The sequence below is a fragment of the Pseudomonas sp. BNK-44-b genome (assembly GCF_047456245.1).
GTDB classification, from domain to species: Bacteria; Pseudomonadota; Gammaproteobacteria; order Pseudomonadales; family Pseudomonadaceae; genus Aquipseudomonas; species Aquipseudomonas machongensis.
Genome location: NZ_CP179908.1, coordinates 3,254,245 through 3,277,856 on the forward strand (window position 1 = coordinate 3,254,245; position 23,612 = coordinate 3,277,856).

Consider the following 23,612-nt stretch of genomic DNA (forward strand, 5'->3'; position numbering starts at 1 on the left):
CACTGGGATTTGCGCACTATATTGCGCAGCTCGCCCCTTCTACTTATTTAGGACTGCCCCACCCAAATGAACACCCAGCCCCGCAGCCTGGCCGCCACGCTGTTCCCTATCGGCCTGCTGTTGATTGCCATGGCTTCCATCCAGTCTGGAGCGTCACTGGCCAAGAGCATGTTTCCAGTTGTCGGCGCTCAGGGCACCACAACGCTGCGCCTGATCTTCGCCAGCATCATCATGCTTGCATTGCTACGCCCGTGGCGCGCCAGGTTCAATGCCAGCACCCTGCGCAGCGTCATCATCTATGGGCTGGCCCTGGGCGGCATGAATTTCCTTTTCTATATGTCGTTGCGCACCGTTCCGCTGGGCATCGCCGTGGCGCTGGAGTTTACCGGCCCGCTGGCGGTAGCGATCTTCGCTTCGCGCCGCGCCCTGGACTTTCTCTGGATCGCGCTCGCCATCGTCGGCCTGCTACTGCTCATCCCGACAGGGCAGACGGGGGCCTCCCTCGACCTGACCGGCGCGGCCTACGCCTTGGGTGCCGGCGTCTGCTGGGCGCTCTACATTTTATATGGCCAGCGAGCAGGCGCGGAAAACGGTATCCAGACCGCGGCATTGGGCGTATTGATCGCGGCGCTGTTCGTGGCTCCCATCGGCATCGCTCACGCCGGTAGTGCCTTGCTCACTCCAGCACTGATTCCGGTCGCACTTGCCGTGGCGATCCTGTCTACCGCCCTCCCCTACAGCCTGGAAATGGTCGCACTGACACGAATGCCCGCGCGAACCTTCGGCACACTGATGAGTATCGAACCCGCATTCGGTGCACTGTCGGGGCTTCTATTCCTTGGAGAGGTTCTCAGCTTGACCCAGTGGTTGGCGATCCTGGCAATCATTACCGCCTCGGTCGGGGCCACACTGTCGATGCGCAAGGAAAGCAGCCCTCCCGTAGCGGCTGACTGATTTGAGAAATAGTTTCATTTGAACAGCTTCAGCCTTGTACCCGCCTATAAGGCTGTTTAAGCTGTCACAGCATCATCACCTTCAGACGATCTACTGAGCCGGGCACGGAAGCAGGGGAGTTTCAGGCAGAACGCAGTCATCACTACAAGGGCGGACAATGCTCACCGCCCAGATAAGGACAGGAATGAAACGTATTTTTCTCATCCTGGCCATCTTGGCCATTGCTGGGTGTGCCGCTACAGCCAAGACCGAGGTGAAGCGAGGGAAGAAGGGCTTGCACATCAACTGCTCCGGGCTTTCATCGTCCTGGGACAAGTGCTACGCCAATGCGCAAGCGTCATGCGGCAGCAAAGGCTACAAGGTAATCGCGCGCTCCAGCGACAGCGACCAAGAGCCGGGCGACTACGTGTTCGGAATCAACCCAGCCGGCTATACCAGCCGCAGCATGATCGTCATCTGCAAATAAACGAAAGGGCAGCCTCAGGCTGCCCTTTCTCATTCGAGTCGATCAGACCGGCTGCGTTCGCAGTCTCAACCAGGCCAGTGCGTCGCCTTGCAACAGGGGCGCTAATCGCTCATACACGGTCTGGTGATAACGGTTGAGCCATTGGCGCTCCGAAACATCGAGCAACTCGGGCAGCAAGCATCGGGTGTCGATCGGGCAAAGCGTCAGGGTTTCAAAGGCCAGGAAGTCGCCAAAAGCGCTGTTGCCCACCTCCCGATTAACCACCAGATTCTCGATACGCACGCCCCAGGCTCCAGGTCTGTAGGTGCCCGGCTCGATCGAACTGATCATCCCGGCCTGCATGGCTGTCTGCGGCGTAGTTGCCGCCTGATAGGCAATGACCTGCGGCCCCTCGTGCACATTCATGAAGTAGCCTACGCCATGCCCAGTGCCATGGCCGTAGTCGACTTGATCGGCCCAGATAGGCGCCCGGGCGATGGCATCGAGCAGCGGCGAAAGAATGCCCCGCGGGAAAGTCGCCCGCGACAACGCGATCACACCCTTGAGCACCCGCGTGCAGTCTTTCTTCTGCTCCAGGCTGGGTGTACCAATCGGCACCATCCGGGTAATGTCGGTAGTCCCGCCCAGGTACTGGCCGCCCGAATCGATCAGCAGCAGGCCATTACCCTCGATCACCGCATGCGACTGTTCGGTGGCGCGGTAATGGGGCATCGCGCCATTGGCATTGAAGGCAGCGATGGTCGAGAAGCTCAGCGAGACGAAGTCAGGGCGCCGCGCACGTGCCGCGCTCAGCTGTTCATCGACCGTCAGTTCGGTGATGGTCTCGCGCCCAAGGTTGGCCTCGAACCAGGCGAAGAACTCGCACAAGGCTGCACCGTCCTGCTCCATCACCTGACGAATATGAATCAGGTCCGCCTCGCCCTTGCGCGACTTGCTCAGCGTAGTCGGATTGATGCCCTCGACCAACACGACCCGCTCGTCGAGCTTGTCCAGCAGGCCCTGGGTGACACGCGCCGGATCGACCAGCAGGCGGGTACCGCCAACGAGGCTCGCAAGTGCCTGACCAACTTCCGCGTAGTCACGCACCTGGATACCGTCGGCCGCCAGTACTTGACGCAGATGAGTATTGATCTTGTCCTGACCGACAAAGAGCGTGGCTTGATCACGACCGATCAAGGCGAAGGAAACGAACACCGGGTTGTACGAAACATCACTACCGCGCAGGTTGAACAGCCAGGCGATGTCGTCCAGAGTTGCGATGAAATGCCAGTCGGCGCCCTTGCTATCCAGGGCCTGACGCAACTCACCGAGTTTCTGCGCACGACTGACAGTCGCATGGGGGGGCAGGTGCTGATAGACGGGGTTGCCAGGCAAGGCCGGACGATCGCCCCAGACCTCACCCAGCAGGTCTCGGTCAGTCAGCAGTCTTACATTGCGAGCGCTCAGGCGCTCTCCCAATTGACGGGCAAAGGCCAGCGCCATGACCGCACCATCAACCGCCACGGCACCGCCGCTGGCAACCTGCTCACCCAGCCAATCCAATGCCCCCGGCTGACCTGGCAGTAGCTTCATCAGCTCGATGCCACTGCCCGCCAATTCCCTCTCTGCCTGCTCCCAATAGCGGCTGTCGACCCACAGCCCGGCGAATTCCGCGGCCACTACCAGCGTGCCGACCGAGCCCTGGAAGCCAGACAGCCATTGGCGTCCTTGCCAATGGCCGGGCAAGTACTCGGAAAGGTGCGGATCGGCAGAGGGCACCAACAGGGCATCGACACCCTCCCTGGCCATGACATCGCGCACACGCGCCAGGCGTGCCGGTATGGATTCCTTAAGGGGGTTCAGACTGCTCATGCGCTCTCCTGCGATCACATCTTGGACGGTTCCAGGTCGGGATAATGGAACAGGCTGCGAACGCCCGCAATCGGATCGCCCACAAAGAGCCTGCGATAGATTGGAGCGCCTCGGCCGCCAGTCCAACGGGCTGAACTTTCGAGCTGTCTGGAATTTCACAGTTCGTACAGCCCCAGCGGATGAGATCGCACATGGCCCACCCCCACGAGTCGAAAATCGCCGTCGTACTTCTCGACACCCGCGAACGCACCCCGGACCATGAATATGCCACTCGCCAGAAGCTCGCCGAGATCCTGGCGCAATTGCTTGGAATACCCGTCTTCAACCCTGGACAACCGGCCGGCCAGGCCAACCACTATTATTACCTGCCCACGGAAACCTTGATCGGCCAGCAGCAGGGCATCCGCAGTGAACAGGACCTGTTCGGCGGCCTGGTAAGCCATCCCTACATGGCGACCAAAGCCATTTCCCACCCACTACCCGCCAATGCAGTCTTTCCGCCGGGCTGGACTGACGCCTTCGCGCAACAGGCCAGCGGTGCCCTGTTGCGCGGCTACACGGTCTTTTCCAAGGACGACGCTCGACGAGCAGCCGACTTGCTATTGCGCAGCGGCCCCGTTCGGGTCAAACCCGTATTGGCCCGTGCCGGTCGCGGCCAGCAGGTAATCGATACCCTTGACGCACTTGCCCCCTTGCTCGCGACCTTGGACGACAAGGCACTTGGCCTTTGGGGGCTGGTGCTGGAGGAAGACCTGCATGAAGTAGAAACCTTCAGTGTTGGCCAAGTGCGTGTCGCTGGCCTCACCTGCAGCTACTACGGTACCCAGCAACTCACCCAGGATCATCAGGGCCAACAAGTCTACGGTGGCTCAGATCTGATGGTAGTACGCGGCGACTATCAGGCGCTGCTGCAGCGCCCGCTGGAAGATTATCTGCGCCTGGCTATCAATCAGGCCATGACCTACGAGCAAGCGGCGGAGCGACACTTCCCAGGTTTCATCGCCTCACGCCGCAACTACGACATCGCCCGTGGCCTCGACGCACGTGGCCACCTGCGCAGCGGCGTCCTGGAGCAATCGTGGCGCCAGGGTGGCGCCAGCAGCGCAGAGCTCCTTGCCGTGCGCGCCTTCGCCGACGATCCGACGCTGCAGCAGGTACGCGCATCCACCCACGAGGTGTTCGGCACGCCTGAACTTCCGGCCGACGCCACACTTTTCTATGAGGGGGACGACAGTGAACTCGGACAATTCTGCAAATTTGCACGGATTCGCGAGCATGGCCATTCAGAGTGAACAGGTCGAGCTACAGGTCGAGGGCGAAAGTATCGCCGGTACTTTGGTCAGTCCTGGCAGCAAGATGCCCGGCATTCTCTTCGTCCACGGCTGGGGCGGCAGCCAGCAGCGAGACCTGGCCCGCGCCCGACAGATTACCGGGCTGGGCTGCGTGTGCATGACCTTCGACTTGCGCGGACACGAAAAGACCGAAAGCCAGCGATTGACGGTGACCCGTGAGCAGAACCTCACCGACCTGCTGGCCGCCTACGATCGACTGGCCTCGCACCCTGCCGTCGATCCCGGCGCCATTGCGCTGATCGGCAGCAGCTATGGCGGTTATCTGGCCACCCTGCTGACCGCACATAGACCCGTGAAATGGCTGGCGATGCGGGTACCTGCATTGTACTGGGACGATGAATGGGACACTCCAAAGCAAGCACTCGACCGCCAGCGCCTGAATCACTATCGCCAACGCATTCTGGGGCCGGCCGACAATCGTGCCTTGGCCGCCTGCGCCGAGTTCGCTGGCGATGTCCTGCTGGTGGAGTCCGAGCACGATGACTATGTGCCGCACAACACCCTGATGAGCTATCGCTCCGCGTTCGTCGGCGCCCATTCACTGACCCATCGCATCGTCGACGGGGCCGACCATGCACTGTCCAGCGAGGAAAGCCAGAAAGCCTACAGTTCGATCCTGGGTACATGGATCGGAGAAATGGTCATCGGCGCACGCCTAGACCGCTACCCGCACTACGCTCCCTGGTACGCCTGAGGCTCACCGACCTCGCAATGCAAGCCGCCGTCGGTGCCTCGCACCAGGCTGCGCAAGGTCTGGTAGGCCGTGAAATTGACACCGCGCGCCTGGTGACGCTGCAACAGGTCGAGGAACGGCTCCTCGACGAAACAGGGCGCGGCAGCCGCCCACTCCTGGCGCGATTGCCACCGCAGGTATTGCAACACCCGACTGCCATCGACACTGGCCTGAATGCTGACGCCCAGCAGACCATCGCAACGGCTGGCGATCTCCTCCGCCCGCAGGACCAACGCCTCGGCCAGGGCCTGTTGCCGAATCGCCGGCACTTCGTACTCGATCATCTGGGTAAACCATAGGGAATGAGGGGTGGCCACCATGAACAGTCTCCTTGCTCGGGGTACTTGCAGCGTGATGGCGAGCAGGGTAAAACCTCGAGTTAAGTCAAGGTCAAGGAATATTTCGACATGCCCAGCAAGGACGTGACGGCGCCGGAACGCCTGCTCAGCGTAGGCCAGTTGGCAGCGCGCAGCGGCGTCGCGGTGACCGCGCTGCACTTCTATGAAAGCAAGGGACTGATCCACAGCACCCGCAACAACGGCAACCAGCGCCGCTTCGAGCGAGCCATGCTACGCCGGGTGGCAGTGATCAAGATGGCGCAGCGCCTGGGAGTACCGCTGGCGCAAGTCGCCGAAGCGCTCGATACCCTGCCCAAAGGGCACACGCCGACCGCTGAAGACTGGCAGCGTTTTTCCGCACGATGGCGAGAAGACCTGACCCAGCGCATCGAAGAATTGATGATGCTGCGCGACCAGCTGGATGGCTGCATTGGCTGCGGCTGCATGTCATTGAAGGAATGTCCGCTGCGCAACCATCGCGATCGCCTCGCCGACGAAGGCCCTGGGCCTCACCCGCCAGGCCCAGACGCTCAGGCAACCACGGCGAAACGTCGCCGGTAGTCACTGGGTGTCAGGCCGGTGACGCGCTGGAACACCTTACGAAAGGCACTGGGGTCCTGATAGCCCACGCCCCAGGCAATCTGGTCGACGCTGCGCCGGGTGAACTCCAGCAGGCGGCAGGCACGTCCTACCCGGACCTGCTGGCAGTATTGGGTAGGACGCAATCCGGTCGCCGCGCGAAAACGCCGCAGAAACGTACGCTCTTCGAGCCCGGCACATCCAGCCATGTTTGCCAGATTGGCCTCTCGCGCACCACTCCCCTGCAGCCAGTGCTGCACCTTCAGCACGGCTTCATCGCCGTGATCCAGCCTCGGTGTGAACAACGCACCGGGCAGCGGGGTCGGCACCGGATCGACCGCCAGGTAGCGGGCGGTCTCGCGCGCCAGGGTGGTACCCAGGAAACGCTCAAGCAGACGCAGCCCGAGCTCGGTCCAGGCCATCAGCCCGGCCGACGTCATGATGTCGCCATCGTCCAGTACCGCTACGCTGGCATCGGCGCGTACTTGCGGGTAGCGCTCGGCCAAGGTCTGGGCGTAATTCCAGTGGGTACTCGCCGAACGCCCGTCCAGCAGGCCACTGGCAGCAATGAAGAACACGCCGATGCACACCGAAGCGAGCACAGTGCCGCGTGCATGCCACTGGCACAAGTGCGCGCGGTGTCGCTCAAGCAGCGCAGGTGCAGGTGCCGGGCCAAGGCTGGGCGGCACCACCAGCACCTTGAGGTCATGGCGCGCGCCCGGCAGGCTGTCGTACACCTCGCAGAGTTCACCGGCCTGATCGAGTTGCCAGTGGCTGATACGGATCGGCAGCAGCTTCCCATCACCGAGTTCACAGGCGACCTGATTGGCGACCGTGAACAGGTCGGTCAGCCCATGTACAGCGGCACGCTGCGCATCGGGATAGACCAGCACACCGATTTCCAAGCCTGTACCCATGTCAGTTTTTGCCCTCATTGTGTCGGTCGCGCCAATCCCCATGTCGGTCGTTCAAGCCTATAACTATCGCCACACCACGACCACGCCCAAGGAGGCGCGCAACATGAGCAAGCAGGCCCTGATTCTCATCGATATCCAGAACGATTACTTCCCCGGTGGCAAATGGACGCTCGACCGCGCCGATGCGGCGGCCGACAACGCCGCCCGCCTGCTCGCCGCTGCCCGCGAGCGCGGCGACCTGGTCGTGCATGTGCGCCATGAGTTCGAATCAGCCGATGCGCCGTTTTTTGCCCCTGGCTCGCCAGGCGCCGAGATCCACGCCAAGGTACTGCCGATCAGCAGCGAGCCGGTGGTGCTCAAGCATCAAGTCAACGCGTTTCGCGATACCGAGCTCAAGTCGCTCCTCGACAAGCATGAGGTAAAAAACCTGACCATCGTCGGCGCCATGAGCCACATGTGCATCGATTCGGCAACCCGCGCTGCCGCAGACTTCGGCTACCAGGTCTCGGTGGCGCACGACGCCTGCGCCACGCTGGCCCTGGAGTTCAATGGACAGACGGTGCCCGCATCGCACGTGCACGACTCGGCCATGGCGGCGCTAGCTTTCGCCTTTGCCGCCGTCGAGAGTACCGATACGTTGCTGGCCAAGTAGGCTGGGTGGATCAGATCACCACATTGCGCACGAATCGCGTGGGCTGGTCGCCGTCGTTGCGGTACGCGTAGCGGCAGTCGCTGGGGAAGATGTGGAACTCCCCAGCGCGCAGGCGCAGTTCACCGCTTTCGATCAGCAGCGTCAGACAGCCCTCGGTCACATAGATCTGCTCGCTCCAACCCTCGGCATCAGCCTCACTGGCATAGTGCTCGCCCGGTGCCAGGGTCCACTCCCAGAGCTCGACCTCGCGCCGCGCGGGGCTACTACCCAGCAGTACCGCGCGGCTGTCCGGCTGCTCACCGGCCCAGGCCAGCTCATTGATGCGTGCAGGATCGCGTTGCTCGGGCGCCTGGATCAGCGTACTGAACGCCACACCCAGCGCTTCGGCGATCAGGTCGAGGGTGGTGAGGCTGACGTTCTTCTCGCCTGCCTCGATGGCAACCAGCATGCGCCGACTGACACCAGAGCTTTCGGCCAAGGCGGTCTGGCTCAGCCCCCTGTCGTTACGCAGGCGGCGGATGTTCTGACTGACGTGCTGCAGCACCGAAGCGCGGTGCGAGGAATCTTTGTGCACTATATTGCTCACTGGTAGGGATTGCGCAGTATACTGCCCACTTTGCGGCGATTGTGCGCCGCCCCTTCCGAGTGCGCAAGACCATGACCCACACCAGCAGCAGCCCGCGGCCGTCCGTATCCTTTCGCCTGAGCAAAGCCGAATGGGTGCTGGTGTTCATCACCATGCTCTGGGGCGGCACCTTCCTGATCGTGCACAACGTCATGAGCGTGAGCGGACCGATGTTCTTCGTCGGCCTGCGATTCGCGGCAGCGGCACTGTTCGTCGGGCTGGTATCGGCGCGAGCGCTGTCGGGCCTGACGTTCACCGAACTCAAGGCCGGCGTACTGATCGGTGTATCGATCATGCTCGGCTACGGCTTGCAGACCATGGGCCTGCAAACCATCAGCAGCAGCCAGTCGGCCTTTATTACGGCCCTCTACGTACCCTTCGTGCCGCTGCTGCAATGGTTGGTGCTGGGACGCCGGCCCGGCCTGATGCCAAGCATCGGTATCTGCCTGGCCTTTGTCGGGCTGATGCTGTTGGCCGGCCCTGAGGGTGGTGCGCTGAATTTCAGCGAAGGCGAAATCGTGACCTTGGTCAGCGCCGTGGCCATCGCCGGCGAGATCATCCTGATCAGCCGTTATGCCGGAAAGGTCGATGTGCGCCGGGTCACCGTGGTGCAACTGGCAACTGCCTCGGCACTATCATTCCTGATGATCGTTCCGACCCAGGAGCGCATCCCGGATTTCTCCTGGCTGCTGTTGGCCAGCGCCCTTGGCCTGGGCGCCATGAGCGCGGTAATCCAGGTGGCGATGAACTGGGCGCAGAAATCTGTCTCGCCAACCCGTGCCACGCTGATCTATGCCGGCGAACCGGTCTGGGCCGGCATCGTTGGTCGTATCGCAGGGGACCGCTTGCCAGGCGTGGCGCTTATTGGTGGCCTGCTGATCGTGATCGCCGTGGTCGTCAGCGAACTGAAGATTCGCCGCGATCGCGATCCCCTTCCAGAGCCGCAAGGCCTGACGCCAAGCGAAAGCGAGACAGGGCGTTGAACTCCTGATCAGCGGCTATGCTCTGAAAAAAACTGTTATAAAAAAACAGCTTGTCACAGCGCTTTTGTAGGATTCTGCCACAGCTTGCGTGTTGGTGATCACCAGCGTGGCACGTATGATCCATGGCAAACCTCCGTAGATTAGAACGCTATGTCTTTGATAGTGCTATTGCTTCTGCCCTTCATCGGCAGTTGCCTGGCAGCCGTGCTGCCGCACAATGCGCGTAACGCCGAGTCCATTCTCGCCGGGCTCGTGGCCTTGGTCGGCACTGTCCAGGTAGCGCTGCTGTACCCGCAGATCGCCCATGGCGGCGTGATCCGCGAAGAATTCCTCTGGCTGCCCAGCCTCGGGCTCAACCTCGTGCTGCGCATGGATGGCTTCGCCTGGCTGTTCTCGTTGCTGGTGCTGGGCATCGGCACATTGGTGTCGCTGTATGCGCGCTACTACATGTCACCCCAAGACCCCGTGCCACGATTCTTTGCCTTCTTCCTGGCATTCATGGGCGCAATGCTCGGGCTGGTGATTTCCGGCAACCTGATTCAGCTGGTGTTCTTCTGGGAGCTGACCAGCCTGTTCTCCTTCCTCCTCATCGGCTACTGGCACCACCGCAGCGATGCCCGCCGCGGCGCTTACATGGCGCTGATGGTCACGGGTGCAGGTGGTTTGTGCCTGCTGGTCGGCGCCTTGCTGCTGGGCCATGTGGTCGGCAGCTATGACCTGGACAAGGTCCTGGCCGCTGGCGAAACCGTCCGCCAGCACGCGCTCTATCCTGTGTTGCTGCCGCTGATCCTGATTGGCGCCCTGAGCAAGAGCGCGCAGTTCCCCTTCCAGTTCTGGCTACCGCATGCCATGGCTGCCCCCACGCCGGTCTCGGCCTATCTGCATTCGGCGACCATGGTGAAGGCCGGAGTGTTCCTGCTGGCACGCCTATGGCCAACGCTGTCGGGCACCGAGGAGTGGTTCTGGATCGTCGGCGGGGCAGGCGCCTGTACCCTCCTGCTGGGGGCCTTCGCGGCGATGTTCCAGAATGACCTCAAGGGGCTGCTGGCCTATTCGACCATCAGCCACCTGGGCCTGATCACCCTGCTGCTGGGCCTCAACAGCCCGCTGGCCGCTGTCGCGGCAGTGTTCCACATCCTCAACCACGCCACCTTCAAGGCCTCGCTGTTCATGGCCGCCGGCATCATCGACCATGAAAGCGGCACCCGCGACATTCGCCGTCTCAGCGGCCTGATACGCCTGGTACCCTATACCGCCACCCTGGCCATGGTCGCCAGTGCGTCCATGGCCGGCGTACCTCTGATGAACGGCTTCCTCTCCAAGGAAATGTTCTTCGCCGAAACCGTATTCATCAGCTCCAGCGCCTGGGTCGAGGCCGCCTTGCCGGTGATCGCCACCCTTGCAGGCACGTTCAGCGTTGCCTACGCCCTGCGTTTCACGGTCGACGTGTTCTTCGGCCCGACCGCCCAGGACCTTCCGCATACCCCCCACGAACCACCGCGCTGGATGCGCGCGCCGGTCGAACTGCTGGTCCTGACCTGCCTGGTAGTCGGCATCTTCCCTGCCCAGTCGGTGGGCCCGCTGCTCGCCGCTGCAGCGTTGCCGGTGGTGGGCGGCACCCTTCCGGAATACAGCCTGGCCATCTGGCATGGCTGGAACGCCCCCCTGATCATGAGCCTGATCGCCATGTGCGGCGGCGTAGTGCTCTACCTGTTGCTGCGCAAACAGTTGCGCCTGGGCCGTTTCCCCTACCCGCCACTGATCGAACGCTTCAATGGCAAGCGGCTGTTCGAGCACGGACTGGTACGTCTGATGCTGCTGGCCCGGCACCTCGAAGGACTGTTGACCAGCCGCCGCCTGCAGACCCAGCTGTTCATGCTGGTGGTCGCCGCCTTCCTCGCCGGCCTCACCCCCATGCTGTACAGCGGCATCAGCTGGGGGGACCGCCCCAAGATTCCGGGGTCCGGCGTATTCGTCGCCATGTGGCTGATTGCAATTGCCTGTGCCATCGGCGCAGCCTGGCAGGCCAAATACCACCGTCTGGCTGCGCTGATCATGGTCAGCGTCTGCGGCCTGATGACGTGCATCACCTTCGTCTGGTTCTCTGCCCCTGACCTTGCACTCACGCAACTGGTGGTCGAAGTCGTCACCACAGTGTTGATCCTGCTGGGCCTGCGCTGGCTGCCGCGCCGAATCGAAGGCGTCTCTCCCCTGCCCGGCAGCCAGGAGCGTGCACGCTTGCGACGCCTGCGCGACCTGTTGCTGGCAGTGCTGGTCGGCGGCGGTATGGCACTGCTGTCGTACGCCATGTTGACCCGTCCGACACCCAACGACATCTCATCGTTCTACCTGAGCCGTGCACTCCCCGAGGGTGGCGGTACCAACGTGGTCAACGTGATGCTGGTGGACTTCCGCGGCTTCGATACATTGGGTGAAATCACTGTACTGGTCGCCGTGGCGCTGACGGTCTTCGCCCTGCTGCGCCGCTTCCGCCCACCGAAAGAGAGCATGCAGCTGCCGACGCAACAGCGCCAGCTGGCGCCGGACGTGATCACCGACCTGGTCAATCCACGGCATGTCACCGATACCGCGCTAGGCTTCATGATGGTGCCTGCGGTACTGGTACGCCTGCTGCTGCCGATCGCCCTGCTGGTCTCGATGTACCTGTTCATGCGCGGCCACAACCAACCAGGCGGCGGCTTCGTCGCCGGGCTGGTGATGTCGGTGGCGTTCATCCTCCAGTACATGGTCGCAGGCACTCAGTGGGTCGAGGCCCAGATGAGCCTGCGGCCGCTGCGCTGGATGGGCACCGGCCTGCTGTGCGCCACGCTTACCGGCATAGGTGCCATGTTGCTGGGTTATCCGTTCCTCACTACCCACACTGCGCACCTGCATCTGCCGTTGCTCGGTGACATCCATGTCGCCAGCGCCTTGTTCTTCGATATCGGCGTGTACACGGTGGTTGTCGGCTCCACGCTCTTGATCCTGACCGCCCTGGCACACCAATCGGTGCGTGCCTATCGCCCGGGCCATCCGAAATCCAGCCAGACAGGAGCCGCCTGATGGAAGAAGTCATCGCAGTCGCCATCGGCGTACTGGCCGCCTCCGGAGTCTGGCTGGTACTGCGCCCACGGACCTACCAGGTCATCATGGGCCTGTGCCTGCTCTCCTACGGCGTCAATTTGTTCATCTTCAGCATGGGCAGCCTGTTCATCGGCAAGGAGCCGATCATCAAGGAGGGCGTCCCACAGGACCTGCTGAACTACACCGACCCACTACCCCAGGCGCTGGTGTTGACCGCCATCGTCATCAGCTTCGCCATGACCGCCCTGTTCCTGGTGGTCCTGCTGGCCTCGCGCGGCCTGACCGGCACCGACCATGTCGATGGCCGGGAGCGTGAGGAATGAGCTGGATGAATCAACTGATTGTCGCCCCGATCCTGCTACCGCTGGTAACCGCTGCGATCATGCTGCTGATCGGTGAAAAGCACCGCCAGTTCAAGGCCCGCCTGAACCTGCTGTCGAGCCTGATCGGCTTGGGCGTCGCCGTGACGCTGTTGATGTGGGTACGCGGCCAGGGTCAGGCCGAGTCCATTGGTGTCTACCTGCCAGGCAACTGGCCGGCGCCGTTCGGTATCGTGCTGGTACTCGATCACCTGTCCGCACTGCTGCTTACCCTGACTGGTGTAATCGGCGTCAGCGCCCTGCTGTTCGCCCGCGCCCGCTGGGACGGCGCCGGCGCCAGCTTCCACGCGCTGTTCCAGATTCAGCTGATGGGCCTTTACGGCGCGTTCCTGACCGCCGATCTCTTCAACCTGTTCGTGTTCTTCGAAGTGCTGCTGGCGGCGTCCTATGGCCTGCTGCTGCACGGCTCGGGACGCGCGCGGGTCAGGGCCGGGCTGCACTACATCGCCATCAACCTGTTCGCCTCTTCGCTGTTCCTGGTTGGCGCCGCCATGCTCTATGGCGTGACGGGCACGCTGAACATGGCCGACCTGGCGCTGAAGATCCCGTTGGTCGCAGAAGCCGATCGTGGCTTGCTGCACGCCGGAGCGGCGATCCTGGCCATGGCATTCCTGGTCAAGGCCGGGGTCTGGCCGCTGAACTTCTGGCTGGTGCCGGCCTACTCCTCGGCCAGCGCACCGGTCGCAGCACTGTTCGCCATCATGACAAAGGTCGGTCTGTATGCAGTGCTGCGGCTGTGGACACTTTTGTTCTCGGGCCAGGCAGGCGCTTCGGCAAATTTCGGTGGGGAATGGCTGGTGTATGGCGGCCTCGTCACCCTCGCGGTGGCTGCCGTCTCGATTCTCGCCGCCCAGCGCCTGGAGCGTCTCGCCGCGCTGAGCATTTTGGTCTCGGCTGGCACCTTGCTGGCCTCGGTCGGCTTTGGTCAGGCAGCCCTCACCGGCGCGGCGCTGTTCTATCTCGCCAGCTCCACCCTGGCCTTGTGCGCCTTGTTCCTGCTGGCCGAATTGATCGAGCGTTCGCGCTCGGCCAACGAAGTGCCCCTGGACGACGAAGAGGACGCCATCCCGCCGCCGCTCGAATCCCTGCATCCACCCAAGGGCATCAACCTCGACGACGAACAGAAGGCAGTGATCGGTCAGATCATCCCCTGGACCATGGCCTTCCTCGGCTTGAGCTTCATCGCCTGCGCCCTGCTGATCATTGGCATGCCGCCGCTGTCCGGCTTCATCGGCAAGCTCAACCTGATCAGCGCCCTGTTCAATCCGCAAGGCCTGGGCATGGCGGCCGGGCAGCCTCTGTCAGCCGCTGGCTGGTGCCTGGTAGCCCTGTTGCTGCTATCGGGCATGGCATCGTTGATCGCCTTTGGCCGGGTGGGCATCCAGCGCTTCTGGAAGCCTGAGGAGCGGCCCTCGCCATTGCTGCGTCGCTATGAATGCATACCGATCGTGGTACTGCTGGGGCTGTGTATCGTCCTCAGCATCCAGGCCGAGCCGCTGCTGCGCTACACCCAGGACACCGCCGCCGGCCTGCAGGCACCCGACGCCTATATTCAGGCGGTCCTGTCAACCCGCCCCGTGCCTGGGCCGACCACCATGACGCAGGTGCAACCATGAACCGGCTGTTCCCCGCCCCGCTGCTGTCGCTGGCGCTGTTCGTGCTGTGGCTGGTGCTGAACCTTTCCGTCAGCCCAGGCAATCTGCTGCTTGGCGCCGCCCTCGGCATCCTGGCACCCGTGCTCATGGCACCATTGCGCCCGCAGCATGCCCATATCCGCCGCCCGCTGGTGATTGCTCGCTTGATCGGCCGTGTGGGCCTGGATGTGATCCTCTCGAACCTGCAAGTTGCCCGGGGCGTGCTGCGAGCCGGCGGCCATCCACCGCGCTCTGCCTTCGTGCACATCCCCCTGTCACTGCGCGACGCCCATGGCCTGGCCGCCCTGTCGATGATCACCACGGTGGTACCCGGCACGGTCTGGTCGGAGCTGGCCCTGGATCGCAGCATCCTGCTGCTGCATGTGTTCGACCTGGAAGACGAAGCCACCTTCATCGAACACTTCAAGCACACCTACGAACGCCCGCTGATGGAGATCTTCGAATGACAGGCCTGCTCGCCAACGCCATTCTCGCCAGCCTGTTCATCTTCATCATCGCCATGGCCCTGGCGCTGGTCAGGGTGTTCCGCGGCCCTTCGGCGCAGGACCGGGTCCTGGCGCTGGACTACTTGTACATCCTGGCCATGCTGATGATGCTGGTGCTAGGCATCCGCTATGCCAGTGATACCTATTTCGAAGGCGCGATGCTGATCGCCCTGTTCGGCTTCGTCGGCTCCTTTGCCCTGGCCAAGTTCCTGCTGCGCGGGGAGGTGATCGAATGATGCAGACCGTCGAACTCCCGTTCTGGCTGGAGCTGGCCACGGCCGCGCTCCTGCTGATAGGCAGCCTGTTCGCCTTGATCGGCGCAATCGGGTTGGTGCGCCTGAAGGACTACTTCCAGCGCATGCATCCGCCTGCACTGGCCTCGACTATTGGCGCGTGGTGCGTCAGCCTCGCCTCGATCCTGTACTTCTCCGGTCTCAAGCAAGGGCCAGTGCTGCATGCCTGGCTGATACCGATCCTGCTGTCGATTACCGTACCGGTCACGACGCTTCTGCTCGCGCGGGCCGCCTTGTTCCGCAAACGCATGTCGGGAGAACAGGTGCCGGATGAGGTCAGCAGCGGTGGCGATCGGGGCAACTGAGCGCCCGCTGAAGCCGCCTGGCAAACGCTGTCAGTGCTGGGTAAGGCGCTGCAGCTCGCGCCGAACCATGGCCACATAAGGAGGCGGACCGAGCCGATGAGCTTCCCCGCCACCCAGGCCAGCCAACCATCCTTCAACTGTGCTCGATGGGCAATCAGGCGCTCGGCGTCCAGGATTGCTTGCGCCTTGTGGCGCTGGTGAAACTCGGCGCGCCCCGCAGGCAGCTCATCGTCGCCACTCATTCACTGGCCTTGAAGGTGGTCAGCTCGCCCTTGCGCCATTTGGCGACCTTGCCGGTCACCGCCTTGAGCAGTTTGCCCAGGCCTTCCGCCACCTGGGACTGGGCAGCGAACACGAGCATCACGCCCTGCCCGTCACGGAAGACAATGCCATCGCCCTCGGGTACCGAGACGAACGCATAGTCACCCACGCCATAGACGTTGAACTTGATGTCGCGAAAGCGCAGCTCGAGCTTGCCACCCTCGCGGCTCGGCAGGACCGCGGCCCGGAAGTGATCCCCGACCTTCAGTTCCAGACGTTGCTTGTCATCGACGACCATCGCGTTGTCGGTATCGATCTCGGCCATGTACAGGCCATCGGGGTTCTGCTCGGTGACGTAGATGAAACGGCCCTGAAAAAGCTTGACCAACTTGGCCCGCAAATCGCCCAGGGCGAACAGGGCGTGGGTATCCAGAGTACTGACTGCCAATGAAGTGATCCTCGAACCGGTTGTTTCCCGCCGCCACACGAAGTCGTGAAAGCGTGACGCGGCGGCCATTTCAAAGCGAAGTCTGAAAGGTTAGTGACATGATGCGTGAAACGTCTGCGGGGCTCGTCGATACGGCAGGCAGGATCTTTTACCCTCGCACGCCAGCCAAAACCCCAAGAGAACGCTCAGCATTGATCCCACAGGGGGAACAATATTGTCTGACAACAATGCCGCCAGAAAAGATGCAATAGATAGAGCCAGGCCCCTCGGCAGAATGGGTCCGGTATTCATCCATGCATTTACAGGGGAAAGAATATGCACGAAAACACCGAAATCCGTCGAGAGGTCTCGAACATTTCTTACATCCGACCTGTGCGCAACATCGCGCGTTTCGTGGTCATTCCCGCCGGCGTCGCGTTCTTCCACATCACCGAGCGTGCCACTGGCCGAGTCATGGGCTTTCGCCGCAGCCACCTGGCAGCCTGCGAGCTGGCGCTAAGCCTGGATATCTAAGCCGCATATCCCTTCGCCAGTTGCTGCAGCCAGGCAGCCTGACACTCCAGCGCTTCAGCCCGGCTGGCGAAGGCAGTACCGCGACGCTCGCCATCGACCAACACTACCCAGCATGCCCGCTGTCCCTGTGCCTGCAGCATCGCAGGTACACCAGAGCCTATCATCACTGCCACATTGACCCGGGATTGCATGACCCTCTCCACTTAATTAGCAAGCTAACTACATGGATAGGATACGACCCGCCAAGGCCGGGAAAAAGCGCTTGCCGGTAGAGCTGTATTGCATCAATCGCAACAAATCGAAATGCTTTCTGCTCCTGCGGAAACGCGAAAGGCCCCACGGATTGCTCCGCAGGGCCTTGCGTCGAGTGTGTCCGGTCAGATCTGCCGCTGATGGCGGTCGAGCTGCTCGTGACGCTCCTGGGCTTCGATGCAGTATTTGGTGGTCGGGCTGATCAGCAAGCGTTGCAGACCGATCGGCTCGCCGCTGTCGTCGCACCAGCCAAAGCTCTCGTCAGCGATACGGCCCAGGGCCATCTCCAGCTGCGGCAGCAGGCGCTGGTCGCGCTCGATGGCGTTGACCAGCCAATGACGCTCTTCCTCGACCGAAGCCACATCGGCCGGGTCAGAGGGCGTATCCAGGCTTTCGATGGTGGCGCGGCTCAGCTCGATGCGCTCATGGGTCTCGACTTTCATCGCTTGCAGCAGCGCGGTGAAGAACCCGAGCTGATCGGCATTCATGTAGTCATCGGCCGACATGGCCAGCAACTGTTCCTTGGTCATCGATTTCTCTATGAAAAAATGTGCATTTGGGCGATTCGGGTGCCGCCGGCGATGGCTCGCAGGCAGCGGAATTCTTCAAGCGCCAATCGGCACTCTTTTACAGGGGGCGGCAGTCTAAGGTGCCCGGCCCCGTGGGGCAACAGAAATGACAGAGGAATCTGCCGAATCGGACGGATTGCCCCGGGATCGTAACCGGTGATGGACACCGGCACGGAGAGCGGCGCAGGCCCAATAACGTAGCTCGGTCTCGTTGAACGACGCAAAGCAGTACGTTCTCACGAACTGAAACAGCGGGGCAGCGCCCTGGCGCTGCCCCTCAACCTCAACGGTCCTTGAACTGCGCCTCGCGCTTGGCGATGAACGCTGCCATGCCTTCCTTCTGATCTTCCGTGGAAAACGCCGCGTGGAACACGCGACGTTCGAAACGCACACCCTCGCTCAGGCTCACCTCGAAAGCACGATTGACGCTTTCCTTGACCATCATGCTCACCGGAATCGACTTGCTGGCGATGGTCGCCGCCACCTTCAGCGCCTCTTCCAGCAGCTCGGCCTGGGGCACCACGCGCGCCACCAGCCCTGCCCGCTCGGCCTCCTCTGCGCCCATCAGGCGGCCAGTCAGGCACAGTTCCATGGCCTTGGCCTTGCCCACGGCACGGGTCAGGCGCTGGGTGCCGCCCATACCCGGCAGCACGCCGAGGTTGATTTCCGGCTGGCCGAACCTGGCGTTGTCAGCGGCGAGAATGAAGTCGCACATCATCGCCAGTTCGCAGCCGCCGCCCAGGGCGAACCCCGACACCGCGGCGATGATCGGTTTGCGCCGATTGGCGATGCGGTCGGCGTCGCTGAACAGGTCGTCGACGTAGATCTGTGGGTACTCAAGCTCGGCCATCTCCTTGATGTCGGCACCCGCGGCGAAGGCCTTGGCAGAGCCGGTCAGGACCACGCAACCGATGTTCGGATCACGCTCGAGCTGGTCCAGGGCCTGATTGATCTCGGCCACGATCTGCGCGTTCAAGGCATTGAGCGCCTGGGGACGGTTGAGGGTGATCAGGCCGACCTTGCCGTGGGTGTCCAGCAGGATTGTTTCGAATGCCATGCAAGCTGCTCCTTCAAAGATTGCGCGCAATGACCATGCGCTGAATGTCACTGGTGCCTTCGTAGATCTGGCAAACCCGCACATCGCGATAGATGCGCTCCAGCGGGAAGTCCTTCAGATAGCCATATCCGCCGAGCGTCTGCAAGGCATCCGAACAGACCTTTTCGGCCATTTCCGAGGCGAAAAGCTTGGCCATCGACGCTTCCACCAGCGCCGGGCGCCCGGCATCGCGCAGAGCGGCGGCATGCAGCACCATCTGCCTGGCCACGGCGATGCGCGTGGCCATGTCGGCCAGACGGAAAGCCACGGCCTGGTGCTCGACCAGCGCCTTGCCGAAGCTCTGGCGCTCCTTGGCGTAGTCGCGCGCGACCTCGAACGCCGCACGGGCCATGCCGACGGCCTGCGAAGCGATGCCGATACGTCCGCCCTCGAGGTTGGCCAGAGCGATCTTGTAGCCCTGCCCCTCTTCGCCCAGGCGATTGTCCACCGGCACCCGCACGTCATCGAAAACGATCTGGCAGGTGTCGGAGGCGTGCTGCCCAAGCTTTTCTTCAACCCGCACCACCTGATAGCCCGGCGAGTCGGTGGGCACGATGAACGCACTGATCCCACGCTTGCCCGCTTCAGGATCGGTGACAGCGAAGACGATCACCACGCCGGCGTTCTGACCGGAAGTGATGAACTGCTTGCTGCCGTTTAGCACGTAGTGATCGCCATCCAGACGCGCACGCGTTTTCAGGCTGCTGGCGTCGGAGCCCGCCTGAGGCTCGGTGAGGGCGAAGGCGCCGATCATCGCACCGCTGGCCAGCGGCACCAGGTAACGCTGTTTCTGCTGCTCGGTTCCGAACTTCAGGATCGGCACGCAGCCCACCGAGTTATGCACGCTCATGATGGTCGAACAGGCGCCGTCGCCGGCGGCGATTTCTTCCAGGGCCATGGCGTAGGCGACATAACCGGTATCGCTGCCACCATACTGCTCCGGCACCAGCATCCCGAACAGGCCAAGCCCGGCCATCTCGTCGATGGCTTCACGCGGGAAGCGATGCTCCTTGTCCCACTGTTCGGCGAACGGCTTGAGGCGCTCCTGGGCAAAGTCCTTTACCGCATCGGCGATCTGTTGTTGCTCGTCAGTTACCAGCATGGTTCACCTCAGTACAGGCATTCGACCGCGATCGCCGTGGCTTCGCCGCCGCCGATGCAGATGGCCGCGATACCGCGGCGCAGGTTGTTCTGGCGCAGCGCCGAAAGCAGCGTCACCAGGATGCGCGCACCGGAGGCGCCAATCGGGTGGCCCAGGGCACAGGCGCCGCCATGAATGTTGACCTTGTCATGGGGCAGGTCCAGGTGCTTCATGGCGGCCAGGGTGACGACGGCAAAGGCTTCGTTGATCTCGAACAGGTCCACCTGGGCAAGATCCCAGCCAGTACGTTTGATCAGCTTGTCGATGGCGCCGATCGGTGCGGTCGGGAACAGCGCAGGCGTATCGGCGAAGGCTGCGTGACCGTGGATCACCGCCAGCGGCTTGAGACCACGCTTGTCGGCTTCACTGCGGCGCATGAGTACCAGGGCCGCGGCGCCGTCGGAGATAGAGCTGGAGTTGGCGGCCGTCACCGTGCCGCCCTCGCGAAATGCCGGCTTGAGCTGGGGGATCTTGTCCAGCCGCGCCTTGGGCGGCTGCTCGTCGTCCTTGACGAGCCGTTTCTCCTTGCCCTCGGTGACCTCCACCGGCACGATCTCGGCGCTGAAGCGGCCATTCTTGATCGCGTCCTGGGCACGGGTCAGCGAGGCAATGGCGAAGTTATCCTGAGCCTCGCGACTGAAGGCCCCGGCCTGGGCGCAATCTTCAGCGAAGGTGCCCATCAGGCGACCTTTGTCGTAGGCATCCTCGAGGCCATCCATGAACATGTGGTCGATGATCCTGCCATGCCCCATGCGATAGCCGCCGCGGGCCTTGTCCAGCAGATACGGAGCGTTGGTCATGCTCTCCATGCCACCCGCCACCACCACATCGGCACTGCCGGCCAACAACAGGTCATGGGCCATGATCGCTGCCTGCATGCCAGAGCCGCACATCTTGTTCAGGGTGGTACAGGTGGTGTGCTTGCCAAGGCCCGCCCCGAGGGCGGCCTGGCGCGCCGGCGCCTGGCCAAGCCCGGCGGGCAATACGCAACCGAACAACACCTGCTCGACGCTGGCGGCATCGATGCCGGCACGCTCGACTGCGGCGCGGATCGCTGCGCTGCCCAGCTGCGGTGCAGTGAGGCTTTTCAGGTCGCCCTGCAGGCCACCCATGGGCGTGCGCACGGCACTGACGATGACGATCGGATCATTGACGAGGCTCATGAGCTCTTCTCCTTACTTGGCAGCCATGCGCAGTGCACCGTCGAGGCGGATCACCTCGCCGTTGAGCATGCTGTTCTCGATGATGTGGCGGGCCAGCGCCGCATATTCCTGCGGGCGGCCGAGACGTGGTGGGAATGGCACCCCGGCGGCGAGCGAATCACGCACTTCCTGGGTCATCCCGGCCATCATCGGCGTCTCGAAAATGCCGGGGGCGATGGTCATCACGCGGATACCGAAGCGCGCCAGTTCACGGGCGGTCGGCAGTGTCAGGCTGGCGATCGCACCCTTGGAGGCGGCATAGGCCGCCTGGCCGATCTGCCCGTCATAGGCAGCGATGGAGGCGGTATTGATGATCACACCCCGCTCACCGCCCTCGTCCGCAGGCCCTTCGGCCATGGCCGCTGCGGCCAGGCGCAGCATGTTGAAGCTGCCAATCAGGTTGACATTGATCACCTTGGCAAAGCTTGCCAGTCCATGCGGCCCCTGTTTGCCCAGGACCTTCTCGGCGCCGACGATCCCCGCGCAATTGACCAACCCGTGCAGGCCACCGAAGGCGCTGACGGCCGCCTCGACCGCTGCCTGGGCGGCCGGCTCGCTGCTGATGTCGGCCACTGCGAAGCGGGCGTTGTCACCCAGCTCCCGCGCCTTGGCTTCGACCGCCTCGGCGTTGAGGTCGACCAGCATCACACGGGCGCCGGCATCGACCAGCATTTGCGCAGTAGCGGCGCCCAGCCCGGAGGCGGCGCCGGTGACGATGAAACTTTTGCGTTGAACGTTCATTGAGGTCTTCCTTCAGGCGCCAGCAGGGGTGGCCTGCGCAGCGCGTTGCTTGGCAATTTCCTGATTGCGCAGGATGAAGCGTTGCAGCTTGCCGCTCGGGGTCTTGGGCAGCTCGCCGACGAATTCGATTTCACGCGGGTAAGCGTGGGCGTACAGGCGCTGGCGCACATGTTGGCGCAGAGCCTCTTCCAGTTCAGGGCTAGCGCTATGGCCTGCGGCCAGCACCACGAAAGCCTTGATCAGCTCGGTACGCTGGGGGTCAGGCTTGCCCACCACCGCCGCCTCGATCACCGCCGGGTGTTCGATCAGCGCGCTCTCCACATCGAACGGACCGACGCGGTAGCCGGAGGTGGTGATCACATCGTCGCTGCGCCCGACGAAGCTGATGCTGCCGTCGGCATTGAGCTCGACGGTGTCGCCGGAAAGGTAGTATTTGCCGAGGAACGCCTTGGTGGGGACGCCGTGGTAGCCGCCGAACCAGCACAGCGGCGACTGCTCGCGGTCGACTGTCAGTATCCCCGGCTGACCGGCAGGCAGCTCGTTGCCAGCTTCGTCCAGCACCACGATGCGATGCCCGGGGATGGCGAAGCCCGCCGAGCCCAGGTGTACCGGGTGCGCCAGGCCATGGTGGTTGCACAGCACCATGCCCAGCTCGGTCTGGCCATAGTGGTCGTGGATGGTCACGTTCAAGGCGTCGGCGAACCAGCGGATCACCTCGGGATTGAGCGGCTCACCGGCGCTGCTGACCACCCGCAGACGCCCCTTGATCGGTGCCGAGAACGCCTCACCGGCTGCGATCAGCAAGCGATAGGCGGTGGGTGAGCCGGCCAGGTTGCTGATGCCCAGCTTGTCGATGATCCGTGCACAGCTCTCGACGCTGAACGGACCATCGTAGAACGTGGTGGCGTGCCCCAGCGCCAGGGGGCCGGTAACCGCGTAGTACAGGCCATAGGCCCAGCCCGGATCGGCCAGGTTCCAGAAGGTATCGTCAGGGCGCAGGTCGATGGCATCGCGCATGTAGCCCTGGAAGGCGACGATCGCACGCAGCGGGACCTCGAGTGGTTTTGCCGGCCCTGTGGTGCCGGACGTGAACATCAACAGGAAGGGGTCGTCGCCGCTGCGCATTACCGGCTCGCAGTGATCGCTTGCCGCCTCCAACGCCTGCTGGAAATCCAGCTCGTGCGCCGCAGCACCGACCGTGATGATCGCCGGGCAGCCGCTGACATCGTCCAGCTTCGCGCGGTTGTTGCGATCAGTGACCACCACCCGGGCCTGGGACTGCTCCAGACGGTGCTCGATGGCCTTGGGACCGAACGCGGTGAACAACGGCTGGTATACCGCCCCCAGTCGCCAGGTGGCGAGAATCGTCACCAGCAGTTCGACGGTACGTGGCATCAGGCCGGCGACCCGGTCCCCAGGCCCCACGCCCTGATCCTTCAGGACATTGCCCATGCGAGCCGACATGGCCTGCAGCTGCTCGAAACTGTAGCGCGCGCCGTTACCTTCCTGGTCTTCACAGATCAGCGCAGGCAGGTTGCGGCCGACATGCCGGTCGCAGCACTCGACACAGGCGTTAAGTGCTTGCAGGTTGCCATGCAAGGCGTTTGCGGCAACCCGGTCATATTCGAATGCTCGCGCGGCCTCGGCGTAATCACGCATCGTCGGACTCCTGGTTTCTTGTTGTTGGAGTTGAACCCTAGGTCCGACGATAGTCGCGCCGCCAGCGCGTGTGGACAA

General features: G+C 63.0%; 26 protein-coding genes and 1 pseudogene. 14 read left to right on the plus strand and 13 right to left on the minus strand.

All coding sequences use genetic code 11. The features are described from left to right. Positions 1-66 precede the first annotated feature (66 nt). Both rhtA and ACMGGG_RS14955 read left to right on the plus strand, forming a co-directional pair. Entirely contained in the window at positions 67-954 is an 888-nt protein-coding gene (gene rhtA, locus ACMGGG_RS14950) for a threonine/homoserine exporter RhtA (protein WP_054894308.1), read from the plus strand. A 184-nt stretch (positions 955-1,138) separates the two neighbouring features. Then, entirely contained in the window at positions 1,139-1,420 is a 282-nt protein-coding gene (locus ACMGGG_RS14955; RefSeq protein ID WP_414153978.1) for a hypothetical protein, read from the plus strand. 42 nt (positions 1,421-1,462) lie between these two features. Here the strand turns inward: ACMGGG_RS14955 and ACMGGG_RS14960 are convergent, their stop codons facing one another. Then, positions 1,463-3,271, minus strand: coding sequence for an aminopeptidase P family protein (locus tag ACMGGG_RS14960; protein WP_414153979.1), 1,809 nt, complete (start codon positions 3,269-3,271; stop codon positions 1,463-1,465). A gap of 191 nt (positions 3,272-3,462) precedes the next feature. On the opposite strand from ACMGGG_RS14960, the gene ACMGGG_RS14965 reads away from it, so the two are divergent. Both ACMGGG_RS14965 and ACMGGG_RS14970 read left to right on the plus strand, forming a co-directional pair. Beyond that, positions 3,463-4,563: a DUF3182 family protein gene (locus ACMGGG_RS14965; protein WP_063545541.1), complete on the plus strand. Its 1,101-nt coding sequence runs from the start codon at positions 3,463-3,465 to the stop codon at positions 4,561-4,563. Continuing rightward, positions 4,547-5,317, plus strand: coding sequence for an alpha/beta hydrolase family protein (locus ACMGGG_RS14970; protein WP_063545542.1), 771 nt, complete (start codon positions 4,547-4,549; stop codon positions 5,315-5,317). The genes ACMGGG_RS14965 and ACMGGG_RS14970 overlap by 17 nt, the downstream gene beginning before the upstream one ends. Here ACMGGG_RS14970 and ACMGGG_RS14975 read toward each other — a convergent pair. Next, positions 5,296-5,676: an antibiotic biosynthesis monooxygenase gene (locus ACMGGG_RS14975; protein WP_125929415.1), complete on the minus strand. Its 381-nt coding sequence runs from the start codon at positions 5,674-5,676 to the stop codon at positions 5,296-5,298. The two genes, ACMGGG_RS14970 and ACMGGG_RS14975, sit on opposite strands and share 22 nt — an antisense overlap. Positions 5,677-5,763: 87 nt before the next feature. On the opposite strand from ACMGGG_RS14975, the gene soxR reads away from it, so the two are divergent. Next, the gene (gene soxR / locus ACMGGG_RS14980; protein WP_112898727.1) at positions 5,764-6,255 is read left to right on the plus strand and encodes a redox-sensitive transcriptional activator SoxR; all 492 of its coding nucleotides are present in this window, start codon (positions 5,764-5,766) and stop codon (positions 6,253-6,255) included. Here the strand turns inward: soxR and ACMGGG_RS14985 are convergent. After that, the gene (locus ACMGGG_RS14985; protein ID WP_414153980.1) at positions 6,225-7,208 is read right to left on the minus strand and encodes a GlxA family transcriptional regulator; all 984 of its coding nucleotides are present in this window, start codon (positions 7,206-7,208) and stop codon (positions 6,225-6,227) included. The two genes, soxR and ACMGGG_RS14985, sit on opposite strands and share 31 nt — an antisense overlap. 85 nt (positions 7,209-7,293) lie before the next feature. Between ACMGGG_RS14985 and ACMGGG_RS14990 the strand changes: the two genes are divergently transcribed. Continuing rightward, the gene (locus ACMGGG_RS14990; protein ID WP_063545544.1) at positions 7,294-7,842 is read left to right on the plus strand and encodes a cysteine hydrolase family protein; all 549 of its coding nucleotides are present in this window, start codon (positions 7,294-7,296) and stop codon (positions 7,840-7,842) included. 10 nt (positions 7,843-7,852) lie between these two features. Here the strand turns inward: ACMGGG_RS14990 and ACMGGG_RS14995 are convergent, their stop codons facing one another. Continuing rightward, a complete protein-coding gene (locus tag ACMGGG_RS14995) occupies positions 7,853-8,416 on the minus strand; it encodes a helix-turn-helix domain-containing protein (protein WP_054894316.1) in 564 nt (187 codons plus the stop codon). Between the two features lie 83 nt (positions 8,417-8,499). Between ACMGGG_RS14995 and ACMGGG_RS15000 the strand changes: the two genes are divergently transcribed. The 7 genes from ACMGGG_RS15000 (at position 8,500) to ACMGGG_RS15030 (ending at position 15,652) form a co-directional block, all read left to right on the plus strand. Continuing rightward, positions 8,500-9,450 (plus strand): DMT family transporter, encoded by a 951-nt coding sequence (locus tag ACMGGG_RS15000; RefSeq protein ID WP_054894317.1) that lies wholly within the window; start codon positions 8,500-8,502, stop codon positions 9,448-9,450. A gap of 150 nt (positions 9,451-9,600) precedes the next feature. Further along, positions 9,601-12,513, plus strand: a complete 2,913-nt coding sequence (locus ACMGGG_RS15005) for a monovalent cation/H+ antiporter subunit A (RefSeq protein WP_112898728.1) — start codon at positions 9,601-9,603, stop codon at positions 12,511-12,513. Next, positions 12,513-12,857 (plus strand): Na+/H+ antiporter subunit C, encoded by a 345-nt coding sequence (locus ACMGGG_RS15010; RefSeq protein WP_054894319.1) that lies wholly within the window; start codon positions 12,513-12,515, stop codon positions 12,855-12,857. Before ACMGGG_RS15005 ends, ACMGGG_RS15010 begins: the two co-directional genes overlap by 1 nt. Continuing rightward, positions 12,854-14,530, plus strand: coding sequence for a monovalent cation/H+ antiporter subunit D (locus ACMGGG_RS15015; RefSeq protein ID WP_063545546.1), 1,677 nt, complete (start codon positions 12,854-12,856; stop codon positions 14,528-14,530). The genes ACMGGG_RS15010 and ACMGGG_RS15015 overlap by 4 nt, the downstream gene beginning before the upstream one ends. Beyond that, positions 14,527-15,015, plus strand: coding sequence for a Na+/H+ antiporter subunit E (locus ACMGGG_RS15020; RefSeq protein WP_414153981.1), 489 nt, complete (start codon positions 14,527-14,529; stop codon positions 15,013-15,015). Before ACMGGG_RS15015 ends, ACMGGG_RS15020 begins: the two co-directional genes overlap by 4 nt. Next, positions 15,012-15,290 (plus strand): K+/H+ antiporter subunit F, encoded by a 279-nt coding sequence (locus ACMGGG_RS15025; RefSeq protein WP_054894322.1) that lies wholly within the window; start codon positions 15,012-15,014, stop codon positions 15,288-15,290. The genes ACMGGG_RS15020 and ACMGGG_RS15025 overlap by 4 nt, the downstream gene beginning before the upstream one ends. Then, the gene (locus ACMGGG_RS15030; RefSeq protein WP_063545547.1) at positions 15,287-15,652 is read left to right on the plus strand and encodes a Na+/H+ antiporter subunit G; all 366 of its coding nucleotides are present in this window, start codon (positions 15,287-15,289) and stop codon (positions 15,650-15,652) included. The genes ACMGGG_RS15025 and ACMGGG_RS15030 overlap by 4 nt, the downstream gene beginning before the upstream one ends. A gap of 30 nt (positions 15,653-15,682) precedes the next feature. Here the strand turns inward: ACMGGG_RS15030 and ACMGGG_RS15035 are convergent. Together ACMGGG_RS15035 and ACMGGG_RS15040 are read right to left on the minus strand one after the other, a co-directional pair. Further along, positions 15,683-15,894: pseudogene (locus ACMGGG_RS15035) on the minus strand (hypothetical protein). After that, entirely contained in the window at positions 15,891-16,361 is a 471-nt protein-coding gene (locus ACMGGG_RS15040; RefSeq protein ID WP_054894325.1) for a hypothetical protein, read from the minus strand. Before ACMGGG_RS15040 ends, ACMGGG_RS15035 begins: the two are co-directional and overlap by 4 nt. Before the next feature lie 315 nt (positions 16,362-16,676). On the opposite strand from ACMGGG_RS15040, the gene ACMGGG_RS15045 reads away from it, so the two are divergent. Then, positions 16,677-16,874: a hypothetical protein gene (locus ACMGGG_RS15045; RefSeq protein ID WP_063545549.1), complete on the plus strand. Its 198-nt coding sequence runs from the start codon at positions 16,677-16,679 to the stop codon at positions 16,872-16,874. On the opposite strand, the gene ACMGGG_RS15050 is transcribed toward ACMGGG_RS15045, so the two are convergent. The 7 genes from ACMGGG_RS15050 to ACMGGG_RS15080 all read right to left on the minus strand — a co-directional run bounded on the left by ACMGGG_RS15050 (position 16,871) and on the right by ACMGGG_RS15080 (position 23,534). Continuing rightward, positions 16,871-17,065 (minus strand): hypothetical protein, encoded by a 195-nt coding sequence (locus ACMGGG_RS15050; protein ID WP_063545550.1) that lies wholly within the window; start codon positions 17,063-17,065, stop codon positions 16,871-16,873. The genes ACMGGG_RS15045 and ACMGGG_RS15050 overlap by 4 nt on opposite strands. A gap of 186 nt (positions 17,066-17,251) precedes the next feature. Continuing rightward, positions 17,252-17,656: a TraR/DksA family transcriptional regulator gene (locus ACMGGG_RS15055; protein ID WP_054894328.1), complete on the minus strand. Its 405-nt coding sequence runs from the start codon at positions 17,654-17,656 to the stop codon at positions 17,252-17,254. Positions 17,657-17,978: 322 nt separating this feature from the next. Continuing rightward, positions 17,979-18,752: an enoyl-CoA hydratase gene (locus tag ACMGGG_RS15060; RefSeq protein WP_414153982.1), complete on the minus strand. Its 774-nt coding sequence runs from the start codon at positions 18,750-18,752 to the stop codon at positions 17,979-17,981. Positions 18,753-18,765: 13 nt separating this feature from the next. Beyond that, positions 18,766-19,893 carry an acyl-CoA dehydrogenase gene (locus ACMGGG_RS15065; protein WP_063545552.1) on the minus strand — a complete coding sequence of 376 codons (1,128 nt, stop codon included), beginning with the start codon at positions 19,891-19,893 and terminating at the stop codon, positions 18,766-18,768. Between the two features lie 8 nt (positions 19,894-19,901). Beyond that, the gene (locus ACMGGG_RS15070) at positions 19,902-21,095 is read right to left on the minus strand and encodes an acetyl-CoA C-acyltransferase (protein WP_063545553.1); all 1,194 of its coding nucleotides are present in this window, start codon (positions 21,093-21,095) and stop codon (positions 19,902-19,904) included. Between the two features lie 12 nt (positions 21,096-21,107). Beyond that, positions 21,108-21,875 carry an SDR family NAD(P)-dependent oxidoreductase gene (locus ACMGGG_RS15075; RefSeq protein WP_414153983.1) on the minus strand — a complete coding sequence of 256 codons (768 nt, stop codon included), beginning with the start codon at positions 21,873-21,875 and terminating at the stop codon, positions 21,108-21,110. 12 nt (positions 21,876-21,887) lie between these two features. Beyond that, positions 21,888-23,534 carry an acyl-CoA synthetase gene (locus ACMGGG_RS15080; RefSeq protein ID WP_414153984.1) on the minus strand — a complete coding sequence of 549 codons (1,647 nt, stop codon included), beginning with the start codon at positions 23,532-23,534 and terminating at the stop codon, positions 21,888-21,890. Positions 23,535-23,612 lie beyond the last annotated feature (78 nt).